Annotated in this window: 16 protein-coding genes; 7 read left to right on the forward strand and 9 right to left on the reverse strand. The window is 62.1% G+C overall.

Annotation, left to right across the window (positions count from 1 at the left end):
• Window positions 1–103: 103 nt before the first annotated feature.
• Window positions 104–1,453, reverse strand: a complete 1,350-nt coding sequence (locus R3E82_19080; protein ID MEZ5552994.1) for a M20/M25/M40 family metallo-hydrolase — start codon at window positions 1,451–1,453, stop codon at window positions 104–106.
• A gap of 82 nt (window positions 1,454–1,535) precedes the next feature.
• Between R3E82_19080 and R3E82_19085 the strand changes: the two genes are divergently transcribed.
• Window positions 1,536–2,144 (forward strand): trimeric intracellular cation channel family protein, encoded by a 609-nt coding sequence (locus R3E82_19085; GenBank protein MEZ5552995.1) that lies wholly within the window; start codon window positions 1,536–1,538, stop codon window positions 2,142–2,144.
• A gap of 1 nt (window position 2,145) precedes the next feature.
• On the opposite strand, the gene nhaA is transcribed toward R3E82_19085, so the two are convergent.
• The 8 genes from nhaA to R3E82_19125 form a co-directional block, all read right to left on the reverse strand.
• Complete coding sequence (gene nhaA, locus R3E82_19090; protein ID MEZ5552996.1) at window positions 2,146–3,327, reverse strand: Na+/H+ antiporter NhaA; 1,182 nt, start codon at window positions 3,325–3,327, stop codon at window positions 2,146–2,148.
• The gene (locus tag R3E82_19095; protein ID MEZ5552997.1) at window positions 3,324–3,584 is read right to left on the reverse strand and encodes a hypothetical protein; all 261 of its coding nucleotides are present in this window, start codon (window positions 3,582–3,584) and stop codon (window positions 3,324–3,326) included. The genes nhaA and R3E82_19095 overlap by 4 nt, the downstream gene beginning before the upstream one ends.
• 1 nt (window position 3,585) lies before the next feature.
• On the reverse strand, window positions 3,586–4,020 hold the full coding sequence (locus R3E82_19100; protein MEZ5552998.1) for a hypothetical protein: 435 nt from the start codon (window positions 4,018–4,020) through the stop codon (window positions 3,586–3,588).
• A 47-nt stretch (window positions 4,021–4,067) separates the two neighbouring features.
• Complete coding sequence (locus R3E82_19105) at window positions 4,068–4,604, reverse strand: methylamine dehydrogenase light chain (protein MEZ5552999.1); 537 nt, start codon at window positions 4,602–4,604, stop codon at window positions 4,068–4,070.
• A complete protein-coding gene (locus tag R3E82_19110) occupies window positions 4,601–5,725 on the reverse strand; it encodes an amine dehydrogenase large subunit (GenBank protein MEZ5553000.1) in 1,125 nt (374 codons plus the stop codon). Before R3E82_19110 ends, R3E82_19105 begins: the two co-directional genes overlap by 4 nt.
• A 63-nt stretch (window positions 5,726–5,788) precedes the next feature.
• Window positions 5,789–6,031, reverse strand: a complete 243-nt coding sequence (locus R3E82_19115) for a helix-turn-helix transcriptional regulator (GenBank protein ID MEZ5553001.1) — start codon at window positions 6,029–6,031, stop codon at window positions 5,789–5,791.
• Between the two features lie 46 nt (window positions 6,032–6,077).
• A complete protein-coding gene (locus R3E82_19120) occupies window positions 6,078–6,542 on the reverse strand; it encodes a hypothetical protein (GenBank protein ID MEZ5553002.1) in 465 nt (154 codons plus the stop codon).
• Window positions 6,543–6,834: 292 nt separating this feature from the next.
• Complete coding sequence (locus R3E82_19125) at window positions 6,835–7,437, reverse strand: class I SAM-dependent methyltransferase (protein ID MEZ5553003.1); 603 nt, start codon at window positions 7,435–7,437, stop codon at window positions 6,835–6,837.
• Window positions 7,438–7,525: 88 nt separating this feature from the next.
• On the opposite strand from R3E82_19125, the gene R3E82_19130 reads away from it, so the two are divergent.
• The 6 genes from R3E82_19130 to R3E82_19155 all read left to right on the forward strand — a co-directional run bounded on the left by R3E82_19130 (window position 7,526) and on the right by R3E82_19155 (window position 12,714).
• Entirely contained in the window at window positions 7,526–8,104 is a 579-nt protein-coding gene (locus R3E82_19130) for a glycine zipper 2TM domain-containing protein (GenBank protein MEZ5553004.1), read from the forward strand.
• Between the two features lie 125 nt (window positions 8,105–8,229).
• Window positions 8,230–9,132, forward strand: a complete 903-nt coding sequence (locus R3E82_19135) for a hypothetical protein (protein ID MEZ5553005.1) — start codon at window positions 8,230–8,232, stop codon at window positions 9,130–9,132.
• Window positions 9,133–9,172: 40 nt separating this feature from the next.
• Complete coding sequence (locus tag R3E82_19140) at window positions 9,173–9,718, forward strand: hypothetical protein (protein ID MEZ5553006.1); 546 nt, start codon at window positions 9,173–9,175, stop codon at window positions 9,716–9,718.
• Entirely contained in the window at window positions 9,715–10,422 is a 708-nt protein-coding gene (locus tag R3E82_19145; protein ID MEZ5553007.1) for a hypothetical protein, read from the forward strand. The genes R3E82_19140 and R3E82_19145 overlap by 4 nt, the downstream gene beginning before the upstream one ends.
• On the forward strand, window positions 10,419–11,270 hold the full coding sequence (locus R3E82_19150; protein ID MEZ5553008.1) for a hypothetical protein: 852 nt from the start codon (window positions 10,419–10,421) through the stop codon (window positions 11,268–11,270). Before R3E82_19145 ends, R3E82_19150 begins: the two co-directional genes overlap by 4 nt.
• Complete coding sequence (locus tag R3E82_19155; GenBank protein ID MEZ5553009.1) at window positions 11,254–12,714, forward strand: hypothetical protein; 1,461 nt, start codon at window positions 11,254–11,256, stop codon at window positions 12,712–12,714. Before R3E82_19150 ends, R3E82_19155 begins: the two co-directional genes overlap by 17 nt.
• Window positions 12,715–12,776 lie beyond the last annotated feature (62 nt).

Consider the following 12,776-nt stretch of genomic DNA (forward strand, 5'->3'; position numbering starts at 1 on the left):
CCGGGGATTATAGCCGCGCGGTCCGCCCGTGCACACCTGCAGCGAAGTGTCGGGCAGGTGGAATCAAAAGGCCGCGCGCCGGCCCCCGCCGGAAGGGTGGCATTCAGCCATCCGTTACACCCGCACTCGCGAGCAGCAGCAGCAGCGCTTTCTTCACCCCTCGAGCCGAATCCTCTGGTGACCACCATTCGTCCAGTGCGTGCGCGCCGCCGCTCTTCCCGCCCCGGCTGATCGTCGTGGCAGGAATACCCCGGGCGATGGGGACGTTGGCGTCCGTTGATCCCGAACTCAGCAGCGGCTCAATACCAAAGAAACGGGCAGCCGCCATCGCGCGTTGAATCAGAGGTGTCCGCGGATCGACGATGCCGGAAGGGCGATCGCCGATACGCCTGATTTCTACAGTCAACCGATCACCCCGGTCTCGCTGCGCATTGTGATCGTCCAGCGCGGTGGCTACCGCAGCGTGCAGCAGTTCATCGATGGTCAGCAGCGCTGCTGGTGATTCCGATCGCATGTCGATTTCCGCCCAGTTCTCGAAAGGCACTGCGTTGACCGATGTTCCGCCACCGATGCGACCGACATTGTAGGTCGTGCGGGGTGCCGACCGGACGAAGTCCGCTGCGGCCAGATCGAAGTGATGAATGGCACTGGCCAGCGCATGGGCCGGATTGCCGAGTCCGAAAGCACCCCAGGAATGCCCGCCAGGACCGCGGAAGGTCAACCGGTAGCGCAGCGAGCCGATCGCCTGGTTGAGGACCCGTTCATCACTGCCGCCATCGATGGCGATGAACTCGTCGATCCGGGGGCCGCCGTCCCGCAGCAGGTGCTTGACGCCGCGCAGATCGCCGAGGCCTTCTTCGCCGACCGTTGCCACAAACAGCAGATCAGCCGCGGTATGCAGGTCGGCGACCTCGATCGCCGACATCAGCAGGAGCAGCAACACAAGGCCCCGGGCATTGTCCGCGATTCCGGGCGCCAGCAACCGTTGCCCCTCCCGGCGCACTGTTACGTCAGTGCCTGCGGGAAATACCGTATCGAGGTGCGCAGCCATGGCAATCGTATAACCTTCCTCGCCGGGTATGCGATCCGGACCACGCCCCGGCCGCCGCACGTAGACGTTTCCTGCCTCATCCGTCTCCACCACCCCGACCTGTAACGCCCGGGCGAGTTCGGCAAAGCGGCGTGCCCGGGCCTCCTCCGCGAAGGGTGGCGCCGGGATCTGGGTGAGCTCAATGAGTTGAGCAGTGCTTGCCGGATCTTCCCGATCAATCTGCGCGAGCGCACGGCGCACTTTTTCGCGGCCGGCCAGCATGCGCATTTCGCGGTCGTATTCGATAACCGACCGATCAGCGGTCAGGGCGGTACCCGCCGGTTCACCAGCCTGAACATGAGAGCTGGGATGCAGAAACAGGACCAGCAGCAGCACGGAGGCCTGCCGGATGACCGTGAACATGGAAATACTCGATCGACGACGACGCGGTATCCTACCAGTGAACCCGGCACCGGTCGGTTTGAATTTAAGGAAACGCCCGCGGATGTACAGCGCACTCGAGCTACTCGGTTATCTCGGTGTATTCGCTTTCGCAGCGTCCGGCGCCCTTGCTGCAGGACGCAAAGGGATGGACATCTTCGGATTCGTGTTCGTCGCCCTGCTGCCAGCTGTCGGAGGCGGAACCGTGCGCGATCTGCTGCTCGACGTGCAGCCATTCTGGATCTCGGATCAGCTGAACATCTGGGTTGCCTTCGCTGCGGCAGTATCCGTCTTCCTAGCCGGTAAACATTTCCGCCGTACCCGGGTGCTTGTCTGGGCAGACGCCATAGGATTGAGCGTGTTTGCCGTACTCGGCGCCCGCAGCGCCTATCTGCTGACAGACAGTACCCTGGTGGCTGTCATGCTGGGTGTCACGACTGCAGTCGTCGGGGGCATCCTCAGAGATGTGGTGTGCAACGAGCTGCCTCTGGTCCTGCACAAGGAAATCTATGCCAGCGCCGCGGTAGCGGGCGCGGGCTGCTATTGCCTGCTGAAAGGGTTCGCTGTTCCCGATGACATGGCCGTCGTCACCAGTATCGGTTTGTGCTTTGCGATCCGCGCGATCGCCATGCTCACCAATCTTTCACTGCCGGTTTCCCGCCTTGAGGACTGATTCAGCGGCGACGCAGGGCCACACGCAGAATCCCGTAGCCGAAGACTGCTGACAGTATCGAGCCTGCCAGCACGCCGGCGCGAACTCCGGCGCCGTAATCGAATCCCACGTGCTCAAAGGCCAGCGAGCCGATGAACAGGCTCATGGTGAATCCGATTCCTGTGAGCACCGCAACCCCATAGAGCGACAGCCAGTCCACCCCCTGGGGAAGACGGCATACACCGAGGAGGATGAGCAGCCCACAGGTCAGAAAAACCCCCGCCTGCTTACCGACAAACAGACCGGCAGCGATGCCCAGCGGGACCGGCTCGGCAAGAATGCTCACGCTCATGCCGCTGAAGGAAACGCCCGCATTGGAGAATGCGAACAGCGGCAGGATCATGAACGCCACCCAGGGATGCAGGACATGCTCCAGGTGCCGCAGTGGTGAGCCTTCATAGGCTTCATTTTCATCCCGCAGCGGAATGAACAGTGCCGTCACCACACCAGCCAGCGTGGCATGCACACCACTTTTCAGTACACAGACCCAGATGAACAGCCCTACCAGGAGGTAGGGGCCAATACGTTTCACCCCGCGCATTTTCAGTATGACAAGCCCGCACACACCGGAAAGGCCCAGCCCGAGAGAGAGTACCGACAGCTCACTTGTGAAGAACAGTGCAATTACCACGATTGCCGCCAGATCATCAAAAATGGCCAGCGAGACGAGAAATACTTTCAGAGCCGGCGGCACCCGATCGCCCAGCAGCGTCAATACACCCAGCGCAAAGGCGATGTCGGTAGCAGCGGGGATGGCCCAGCCATCCACGCTCACCGCGTTGTCCGCATTCAGCAGGTAATAGATTACTGCCGGTACCACGAAACCGCCGATCGCAGCACCTGCCGGCAATACCACCTGCGACGGCGTCGACAATTCGCCTTCGAGAATTTCGCGTTTCAGTTCGAGGCCGACCAGAAAAAAGAACACAGCCATGAGGCCATCGTTGATCCAGAGCAGCAGCGGCTTGTTGATCTCCAGAGCACCCACCTGAATGGCCACGGGTACCCGGGTAAATGCCTCATACAACCAGTTCAGGGGCGAATTCGACAGCACCAGCGCCAACAGCGCAGCGGCAACCAGGATGATCCCCCCGGATGCTTCGAGTTTGAGAAAATCCGTGACCGCGTTGCGTACCAGCGTCATCTGCTCTCCGGAATATCTGCAGGCCAGACGATCTCAGCTGCACGCGATTGACACTGTACCGACACCGACTGCTCGAAGCCCTGACGCCAATGCGTCAGCAGTTCCGCATCCAGGTCCGGGTCCGGTGCCGGCTCCTCGCGCTTGCACCAGATGATGCCGGCGCGATGCCCGTCGCGGAACGCCGCCTCGAGTTCTTCCGGCGAATAGCCACAGCCGCACAGCAGCAGACATAACAGAACCGGGAGTTGCCGCTTCACTTCAGAGATTCGGCCGACCAGCGGCGGCAAGCAGTTCCCTGCGGGTCCGCAGCGGGTCATCCAGGGGCGCGCTGCGGAAACGGGCGATTTCCCCCGGGGTGTAAGGTTCGAAATCGGCGGCCAGCGCTGCGGTCGAGAAGCGGGTAAGCATGTAGTTCACCACCTCCGCGAGCCGGTCGTCCGACAGCGGTGCCAGGGAAACCCCGGGTACCCGCACCAGATACTCGCGCCCACCGGGAAGAGCGGCAATGGCCCCTGGCACATCCACTAGTGTTGGCACCTCCGGCGGTGCACCTTTACCTTCCAGGCCATGGCAGCCGGCGCAGTGCAGCCAGTAAGCGATTTTCGGATCTTCCGCCACGGCTGTTCCTGCTGCCAGCAGTGTGGCCAGCCAGAGGAAAGCGGTTGCGGCGAAACTCGCCGGGGAGACGCTCATCCGGTATTCGGATCTCCCTGGTGGCCAGCAACGGGCATTTCCGGCCACTAGACTGCGCTCGTTTCGCTCAGCACCAGCGCCACGGTGCAGTGGTAGCTGTGACTCTGAGTACCGAAGCACCAGAGGATGTCGTTGCTTTTCGAAGGATAGTAGATGGGCTTGTCGCCCTCGGTGCGGTGGCAGCCGCAGCGGCCACAGACCGACTTTCCGCAGCAGTCGTTATAAGAGATCAGGTAGTGCTTGCCGTCCGCCGGATTGAGGCAGGTGCCCACCCAGGTTACCGGTGAGAGTTCTGTTCCCGGCGGGCACTGGGTGTGGGAACCGCCGCAGCAGCTGCAGAGAAAGCCACCGAATGCACAATAGCGCCAGTAGTCGCAACTCTGCGGGTCCCCGAGCTCCGGAATTCCCGCGCCGGCGGCATTGGCTTCACGCGCGACCGGCAGGAGAGGCATGGCACCGGCGCCCACCAGCAGCGTCCCGAGCCGGGCGAGAAATCCGCGCCGCGACACCCGCTTCGCGAGATCCCGGGTCGAACGGGTGACCCCTGCATCCATGTCTGCCCAGATTCTGCCTGCAATACTCATTTGAATTCCCCGAAGACCTGAATTCTGGAAGCGAAGGCGCCTGACTCTTCTATGGTGCGCAGCCATCGCCCGGTGCGCGCCCCGTGCACCCGGACCTTGCCACTCCCGGGAACGTACAGGAGCGGGTCTTCATCGAGACTGACCGCTATGGAGCTCGCCGGGTCTTCCAGCGCAAGCCGGTACCCTCGACGTCTGTGGTCCACGCTGAAGGCCCAGATCTCGGTACCCGGCTCTTCATGGGTATCCGCTCCACCCTGGTGCATGAGGGCAAGCAGCACGCCGGCCTTTGCGTTGTAAGCGAAGGGCGGGCTGCCGCCTGTCCGCCACTTCTCCGCGACATCTGCCTCATCAAGCAGCGACCAGGGTTCGGCAATCGTGATTTTGTCCGTGATGCGAACGTCGTAGACCAGCCCTTCGAAGGAAATCAGCATCCAGCCTTCCGGCCGGGCCAGTGCCTGATCAAAAACCGGATCTTTTTCCGGATCAAAAAACACTCTGCTGCGGGTGCGGCTGCGCTCTCTGCCCTGCTGATCGAGTTCGATCACCTGCACCGTGCCATCTCCGCAGATCTGCATGAAGCGACGTCCGGACAGGGGAAAGACGAGTGCACATCCGGCGGTGGATATCTCACCCACGAACGTCTCGGACTGGACATCCACGATGCTGACAGACATCGCAGGGGTCATGTTGTAGACACCGATGAGCTTGTCGCCGACGGGATTGATGACCGCACGGTTGAACACGCCGGCGAGCTTTTTCGGTATTTCGATCTCAGTGACCGGAGTGAGCGTGGTCATGTCCTGGACGACGATCAGATCGGTCCGTTCACCATAGCTGCCGCGTGAATAGTGCGCGCCGGGTACATAGAAACGCTGCCGACGCTCATCGATGACCATACCCGGGGAGTAGCTGGTCACATGCACCCGGCCCTGCATTTCACCCGAATCCCCATCGAAGATGGTTCCGCCACCGAGGAAGCCAAGGGTGATGAACCAGTGGTCCGACGGTGCGGCCATCTTCGCCACACTACCGAGTTCCGGCTCGAGGCCCGCCGCAGACACCCCGTGCGGAGCGCATATCAGCAGACAGACAAGCAGCATGGATGATCGAACAGCCTGCACTTGAACCCCTCCCGATGCGCGCAACAGCGGCAAGCTTAGCAGCAATCTCCAGACCGGGGCAGTTCAGACCTGCTTGAGTCCGTCATCATCCTCGGGGTAGTAGACAAACACCTCATCGAGGGACACGCCGAAGACGTGGGCGATACGGAAGGCGACCTCCAGCGAGGGGGAATACTTGCCCCCTTCGATGGCGTTCACCGTCTGACGTGTCACGCCGATGCACTCCGCCAGTCCCTGCTGGGTCATCTCTTCCGCTGCGAAGCGCAGCCGGCGAATGTCATTGCGGATCGGACTGCTGCGGCTCATCGAAGACAGCCGGCAGAATCACTTGCGGCCCACACCATCCGGTCCCTCACAAGCCGCGCCGATAGAAGTACAGCTGTGCCGCATAGTGCACGACCTCGCTCGCCACCAGTCCGGCCAGCAGCAGATTAGCGATCTCAAACAGCGAGATCAGACTTTCATCCGCCGACTCACCCCAGGCGCCGACGATGAGAATCCGGGCCAGCACGGTGATCACGGCAATCACCAGGATGACATGACTGATCGATCCGGCACGGCGATCGATGGCCTTATCCCGTTCATCGTCTCTGCCGGGTGCGTCGTCGAGACTGATCACCGAGTGGTAGACGATGTGCACGACTATCAGCGCGATCACGATGCCGATCATTTCCTGGAGCATGGCGGTCAGGACGGGTTGTGCCTCTCCACCGAGTACCCGGAGAAAGTAGGCGCCGTAGAGAACCAGGATCGCCAGCAGGGAAATCAGCAGACTCTTTTCTTTGAAGGAGAATTCCTCGCCGGAGCCCCCGCTCATAGCGCACCCCCTGCGGGGATTGCCCGGGATCTGTGGCTCGACGCAGTGCAGCACCGGTCCATTCGGCACGCGATCCGGGACTCCGGAGGCTTTGGGCGGTTCATATTCGTTCTCCTTGAGTTATCGAGGCCCGCTGTCGTGACCTGTGGCAACACCGGTGACAGCGACCCGCTACAGCGACCGGCTACAGCGACCCGCTACAGCGACCCGCTACAGCGACCGGGTCTCCGTCAAAAATTACCGACTCAAGGTATGTTTTTATTTACCTCATGTCAATTATTTTATACATATATCAATGACCGAGTACCGAACGTCTTGCCGCAACCCGGGAAACCGCGAGGGTCCGGCCCAGTCTGTCCCGGCTGGTTCCTTCTTCCTGCTCCACGATCTCCAGATCTCCACAGGCCGCTGCCAGCGCGCCTGAGGCGACCCGGTACTCGGCCCGCCTGGGGCCAACCTGCACACCACTGGTGTGCAGGTACTGCTCGGACACGAGCCAGCCGCCCGGGCGCAATGCCAGGGTGAGTTTCTCCATGAGCGGCAGATTCACATAGTGAATCATGAGGATGAGGTCATAGGTCCGGGGCGGACGGAAGGCCAGATCCAGATCGGCCTCCAGCCAGTTGATGCTGAGCTCCCGCTCCCGGCTCGCCGCGCTCGCCTGGGCCAGTGCAACGGGGGAGATATCCACCGCATCCACGGAGAATCCGAGAGCGGCCAGATAGAGCGCGTCTCGCCCGGTGCCACAGGCAACATCCAGCGCCGCCCTGCCATCGCCCCGATCAAAGCCGGCCAGTGCCAGGCTCCGTAACAGCCACTCGCTGGGCTGAGCGCCTGCCAGTTCACTGCCTCGTGAGTAGCGTCTGTCCCACTTCTGTCTGTCGAGCCGGGTCATCGGGTGCTCCCTGTGCCGTTGTCGTTCAGGTCCTGTTTAACTTCCCCGCCCTACCATGGACGCCAATCCGCTTGAAGGGAGAGGGCACATGTACCGCCACCTGATGACAATCGCCGCACTGATCGGCTCCCTCGCAACGGTCACGGGACAGGCAGCACCCATGGCGGGCAACTCAGATAACGCATATTACATCGCTGTGCCGGTCATCGACGTTTCGCCCGTCACCAGTCGCCGCACAGTCAGCCACCCGGTGCAGGAGTGTCGCACCGTCGAGCCCGCCTACAGCTATCGCGAACACAGGCGTCCCTACCGACAGCGCGACGCGGTGGTACCGGGGATCCTCGGGGGCCTGATCGGCGGCCTCGTGGGGAACCAGTTCGGCGGAGGCAGTGGTCGCACGGCGCTGACTGTGATCGGTGCCTTCGCCGGCTCGTCAATCGCCCGCCAGTCAGTCGCGCAACACAATGGCTATCACTACGACGACTACAGGCAGCCGCGGAGCCGAAGAATCTGCGAAACCGGTTACCGGGAGCGAACGGTCGACGAAGTGATCGCCTACGACGTGACCTATGAATACGCGGGCCAGCGCTTCGTCAAGCGGGTCAGCGATCACCCGGGTGACGAGATTCGCGTGCAGGTTGAGGTCACCCCTGATTTTTCCAGTTGATGCGAATGCACACCCGTCATTCAGGTCCGGTTCATTCAGCAATGGCTAACGTGACTATCAACACAGGGGATTCGCATATCCCGCAGCACATTCAGCACGGCTGAACTCGAAAGGAGAACGCACCCATGAAGGCGCCCACCGCACTGACCCGACCCCTGCGCAGACTGTTGAGGCTGGCATCGTCTGCCCTGCGGCTTCCCACCCGTCCGGCTCCAAACCCGTTGGCTCCAGCTCTGTTGACTTCAATCCTCCTGACTATGGCACCCACCGCCTTCGCCGCAGGCGGCGGTTCGGGTCCGGTGGTACGCCTGTTTCCGACCAACGTCCTCGAAGACATCCGCGAGACAGGTCAGGCGGCGGAAGATATGGAGAACAATCTCCAGGGCATCATCGAGCGCCTGGACCTGCAGCAGCAGCTCTACACCGAAAGCCTCTGTCAGGGCTCAGAGGGTGATCAGGGTTGTGAGCGCATCGCGAAACAGATCGGCGCAACTTATCTCGAGATGCTCGACGTGATGAGCGAACGTCTGCCCCAGATGGAGCGGGCGGTCGACAACACCCGCAACAGCCTTGAAAAACGTCTGCGCCAGGAACTCGGCCAGCGCACCACCCCAACCTCCCTGCAGAACACGCTGCTCGGCGAAGTTGAGCGTGGTGAATCAGCCAAGGATCGACCCGCTCTGCGTGGTCGCTCCGGCGTGCGTCTGTCCGATCGCTTCAAGCAGTACTACGACCTGGTAGCCACCCAGAAGGAAGGACCCGGTCAGTCCCTCGCGGTGGTTGCTTCCGACATTTACCTCGACATGGAGGAAGCCGCGCTGCTGATCGCCGCCACCCAGGAAGAAATCGGGCGGGCAACGCTGATGGAACAGCTGAATCAGTCCTTCGGAATGATCACCCCGGAGATGTCGGCCGTGGTGAGCGGCGTGAAGGAGATTCTCTTCGGTGAAGCCAGTATTGAAGCGCCTGTCGCATCGCCACCCTATGCGATCGGAGAAACCGAATTCGTCAGCCCGCTGGCTCTGTAAGCGGCTCTCACCCGCCCGACCCGGCCTTGAGGAGAACATCATGGGACACCCGATACGAAACCTGCTGATTGCCCTGCCACTGATGGCAGCGCTTGCCGCCTGCACCACGAGCGAACCCGATCACTGCAGTCTGGATCTGCGCGGCAATCTGGAGCCGGCCATGGCGCTGACCGAAGCACGCATGAACGAAGGCTGTGAACACCGCTTCGACAGCTATTTCCACCAGCTGCTCAGCATCGCCGAAGCCAATCCTTCACGGGACAACCGCATGCGCTTCAGCAACTATCTGATGCGGGTGAACGACGCCGGCATCATCAGCCGCCGCCAGGCGGAAGGGCTCTACAACCGCTACTTCAACGTGAAGTTCGTCTCCCTGCAGGGTGACTACAACACCTGCTCCCAGACCTGTCCGATCCGTCGTCAGGTGCTCTCCGACATGCAGGCTGAACTGCACGACAAGGAGCTTGGTCTGTTGCGCGCCAGTGCAGATGCCGCCAGTTTCTACCGGGCGGACAACCTGCTGAAGGAAACCGACCTGGTGCTGGAAGCAACCTGTCGTGCCTGCACCGCCGGAGCTGTGCGGTGACATCCGCCGACGTTGCCGAGGGATCTTTTTCCGCCCCGGGAGCGTCCCGTTTCGGGTTCGGCTGGGGAATCGGCAGCGGTGTTGTGCTGGCCCTCGTCGCATTGCTGGTCGCAGCACCCGCCGACCCGGATGACGCATCACGCGCCCTGCTCGGCTCCTGGCTGACCACCAATCTCGGTCATTCGATCTGGCTGTTCGGTGTGGTTTTTACGCTCTACATGATGAACCTCCACCAGCTACGACGGATTCTCACCGGCAGTCCCGCGCTGCGGGAGGTGGTGGAACTCGATCAGCTTCTCGATGTGTGGATACACCTGTTTGTCGGGATCGGTGTGATCTGGACAGCGGTCGGCATGCGCAGCGCGCTTCAGGCCGCCCTCGGAGAGCCTGGTCAGGCCGTCGTCGACTCTGCTGGTTCGGTCCTGCAGAAACTGGTGGACGGCGGCATTCTGCTTGCACTCACCACCACCATCATCGGCGGGATAGGTGGTTATCTCATGCGCCTGGGCAAGGCCATGACCGTGGGTGCGAACCTGATCGGATACTACGCGGACCATCAGCAGTCGGACATGCGCACGCTGATTACCATGGTGACTCGAATTGAAAACGCTCTCAACGGCGCGCGCAGTCACGAAGTCCGCAGCTCAAATACGCAGAAATCGGGCGATCACCACACGAATCCGCAGGAGGCTCTCCTGTCATGAGCTACGGGCCGATTCCGCTTCAGGGAGACAGTGAGTCGCTGCAGACCGACGTGATGCGCTTCATGGCCATCATCGCTTTCTGCCTGATCGCCATCCTGGCCCTGGTCAAAGAAGCAGCCCCCACCGAGCGGCCTCCGACACCCCTGAGTATCACTTCCCCAGCAGAGACGGTCAGCGCTTCTTCAACAGCAGCGGCCAGCGCCGCGGAGCCCGCTTCTCCTGTCGATTCGCTGCAGGTCAGCCCCGTGCCGACACCGCAGATCGAAACCCGCGAGGTCAGCTCAGCACCGATGTCTCCTGCCTTGTCGCCGCGCTGGGAACAGCCTCTGCCAAGGCCGACCCCGGAGCCGGTAACACCCCGGCCGACCCTGAAACCGGATGCGAAGGCGCGACAGCAGCCGACCTCACCATCGCGCCAGGAAACCGCCATCCTGCCAGCACCACCTGCAGCCGCGGCAGGCGCGACTGCCGATCCGGGACTGAGTCTGCGCTTCGCCTCGGACAATGATTTCCTGCGTCTGATCGCAAAGGGCGCAATCAGCGTGTACGCCTACCACGGCCCACAGACCGGCGGTCTGCCAGGCAGGGAAATACTGAAACTCGACGGCAGCTATCAGTTCCGCGACAGTCCCGCACCCGGACGGGTCTACGAGCTGCTCCCCCAGACCATTCCAGGGCTTGTTATCAATGCCCTGCGAACCACCGGCCGTAACGTCGACGTCTTCACCTGGGCCATCGTGCTGCCGCCGCGTATCGAACAGCAACTGGAGCGGCATATGACCCGGGTACGCTCGGGAGAGCTTGTCATTGACCGCTTCGGTGAGGTGCAGCATGTGGCGTCCGGCTGAAACAGTCCGCGCGCTGTGTCTCGTCGCCGCTGTCAGTACAACCGCGGCGGGCACGCTGAGCGCCACCGCCGCGCTGGCCGACAGCGGACTTCTGAGTGCGAGCCTGGGTCGCTGGATCGACAGCGAAGCAGCGCCCGAACTGGCGCAAACCCTTGCCAGTCACCCGCGTTTTCGGGGCGAAACCATCAAGGTTGTGAGCATGCGGGATGGGCGCACCCTGGAAGCTGCCTCCCGCCTGCATCAGGCTGTCGAACAGCGCCTCACACAGCAACTGCTGCAGTACCCGGGGGTACGTATCGTCTGGAATGAAAGCCGGCAACCCTGTGGCACGCCTCAGCCGGTGACCTACCTGCTCGGTGTCGAGCTCGAAAGGGATGGCAGTTCCAGCCACAAGGCGAACATCAGCATGATCGATGTCTCGGAATCGTTGTGGGTGAGTGGTGTCAATCTGAACTGGCAGGGCCGTCTCACCGCGCCGGAGCGCAGCGCCTTCAGTCGCGCTGTAGAAACGCAGCCCCGCGGCTCAATAGACAGTCCGATGACTGTGACTGACAGCCACCGGATCGCTGAACTCATGGAGCAGAACCTGCGCTGCGCCTTACCGGATGGCCTGCAGGGTCCTCTCTATCTGACACCGCCTGAACCCGGTGCCATCGCGCAGATTTCCGGGCAACTGCGCACCCGGCTCTCCCGGACACCCTTTGCAGCCGTCACCCGTACCGCTGAAGAAGCCGAATGGAAGCTTTCGCTGCAGAGCGAACCCGCCAGCGGCTCGACCCATCAGCTGCAGCTGCTGCTCGAAGATACCGGACGCAACGTCACCCAGCAGGTGGCCGCCGTTTATGTCGTCGGTCTCGATGCATCGGTGCACAAGGCGCGGCAGAACAGTGATCTGCAGGCCGGCGGCCTGCCGACTGTCGCCGCACCTGCCAGCGCATCGCCGCCGGCGATGAATGGATTTCATTCCGACCGCCAGATGCTCTCGGTGATGCGATTCAATGAATCCGAAGCGGTCGGCGTGTGCCGTGAATCCCGTGACCAGGGTGAGCGGGGCGCCTGCGTGGAGGTGAGTTTCGAACTGCTTCAGCCCGCCTATCTGTTCGTCTTCTCCACCCGGGATCGTCGTCTCAGTGGATTGAGCTGTGAGATCTGGCGCGATCGTTCAGACAGAGGTGAACAGCGATACCGGGTGCAGATCCCCGCAGCCGACAACTCTGATCGACCGGGAGTCGGCGTCTACGCCATCGCCTCCGGACGCCGCGATGTCGCAACAAGGCTCGACCGGCATCTGCGCGCCGCCGAAGGCATGTGCAGCGGGTCAAAACCAGCCGACCTGACCCGCTGGCTCGCAGATCTCGAAAAACTCATCGCTGAACGGCCTGATGAAGTTCAGTGGCAGGCGATCCAGCTCGCAAACTCCCCGGCAGGCGTACGGCGACTCTAGGGAAACATGATTACCTGATCAGCGGTCACCTGCCGCCGCTGACCGACCGGACCAGTAAGGAA

It is taken from the genome of Pseudomonadales bacterium (assembly GCA_041395945.1).
GTDB lineage: Bacteria > Pseudomonadota > Gammaproteobacteria > Pseudomonadales > Azotimanducaceae > SZUA-309.

What these genes read in the sequence shown, in the direction of transcription:
- R3E82_19120 (MEZ5553002.1), bottom strand. Translation starts at nt 6,542, where the DNA reads ATGAGCGGGGGCTCCGGCGAGGAATTCTCCTTCAAAGAAAAGAGTCTG.
- R3E82_19130 (MEZ5553004.1), top strand. Translation starts at nt 7,526, where the DNA reads ATGTACCGCCACCTGATGACAATCGCCGCACTGATCGGCTCCCTCGCA.
- R3E82_19100 (MEZ5552998.1), bottom strand. Translation starts at nt 4,020, where the DNA reads ATGAGCGTCTCCCCGGCGAGTTTCGCCGCAACCGCTTTCCTCTGGCTG.
- R3E82_19085 (MEZ5552995.1), top strand. Translation starts at nt 1,536, where the DNA reads ATGTACAGCGCACTCGAGCTACTCGGTTATCTCGGTGTATTCGCTTTC.
- R3E82_19105 (MEZ5552999.1), bottom strand. Translation starts at nt 4,604, where the DNA reads ATGAGTATTGCAGGCAGAATCTGGGCAGACATGGATGCAGGGGTCACC.
- R3E82_19115 (MEZ5553001.1), bottom strand. Translation starts at nt 6,031, where the DNA reads ATGAGCCGCAGCAGTCCGATCCGCAATGACATTCGCCGGCTGCGCTTC.
- R3E82_19080 (MEZ5552994.1), bottom strand. Translation starts at nt 1,453, where the DNA reads ATGTTCACGGTCATCCGGCAGGCCTCCGTGCTGCTGCTGGTCCTGTTT.
- R3E82_19140 (MEZ5553006.1), top strand. Translation starts at nt 9,173, where the DNA reads ATGGGACACCCGATACGAAACCTGCTGATTGCCCTGCCACTGATGGCA.
- nhaA (MEZ5552996.1), bottom strand. Translation starts at nt 3,327, where the DNA reads ATGACGCTGGTACGCAACGCGGTCACGGATTTTCTCAAACTCGAAGCA.
- R3E82_19150 (MEZ5553008.1), top strand. Translation starts at nt 10,419, where the DNA reads ATGAGCTACGGGCCGATTCCGCTTCAGGGAGACAGTGAGTCGCTGCAG.
- R3E82_19125 (MEZ5553003.1), bottom strand. Translation starts at nt 7,437, where the DNA reads ATGACCCGGCTCGACAGACAGAAGTGGGACAGACGCTACTCACGAGGC.
- R3E82_19135 (MEZ5553005.1), top strand. Translation starts at nt 8,230, where the DNA reads ATGAAGGCGCCCACCGCACTGACCCGACCCCTGCGCAGACTGTTGAGG.
- R3E82_19155 (MEZ5553009.1), top strand. Translation starts at nt 11,254, where the DNA reads ATGTGGCGTCCGGCTGAAACAGTCCGCGCGCTGTGTCTCGTCGCCGCT.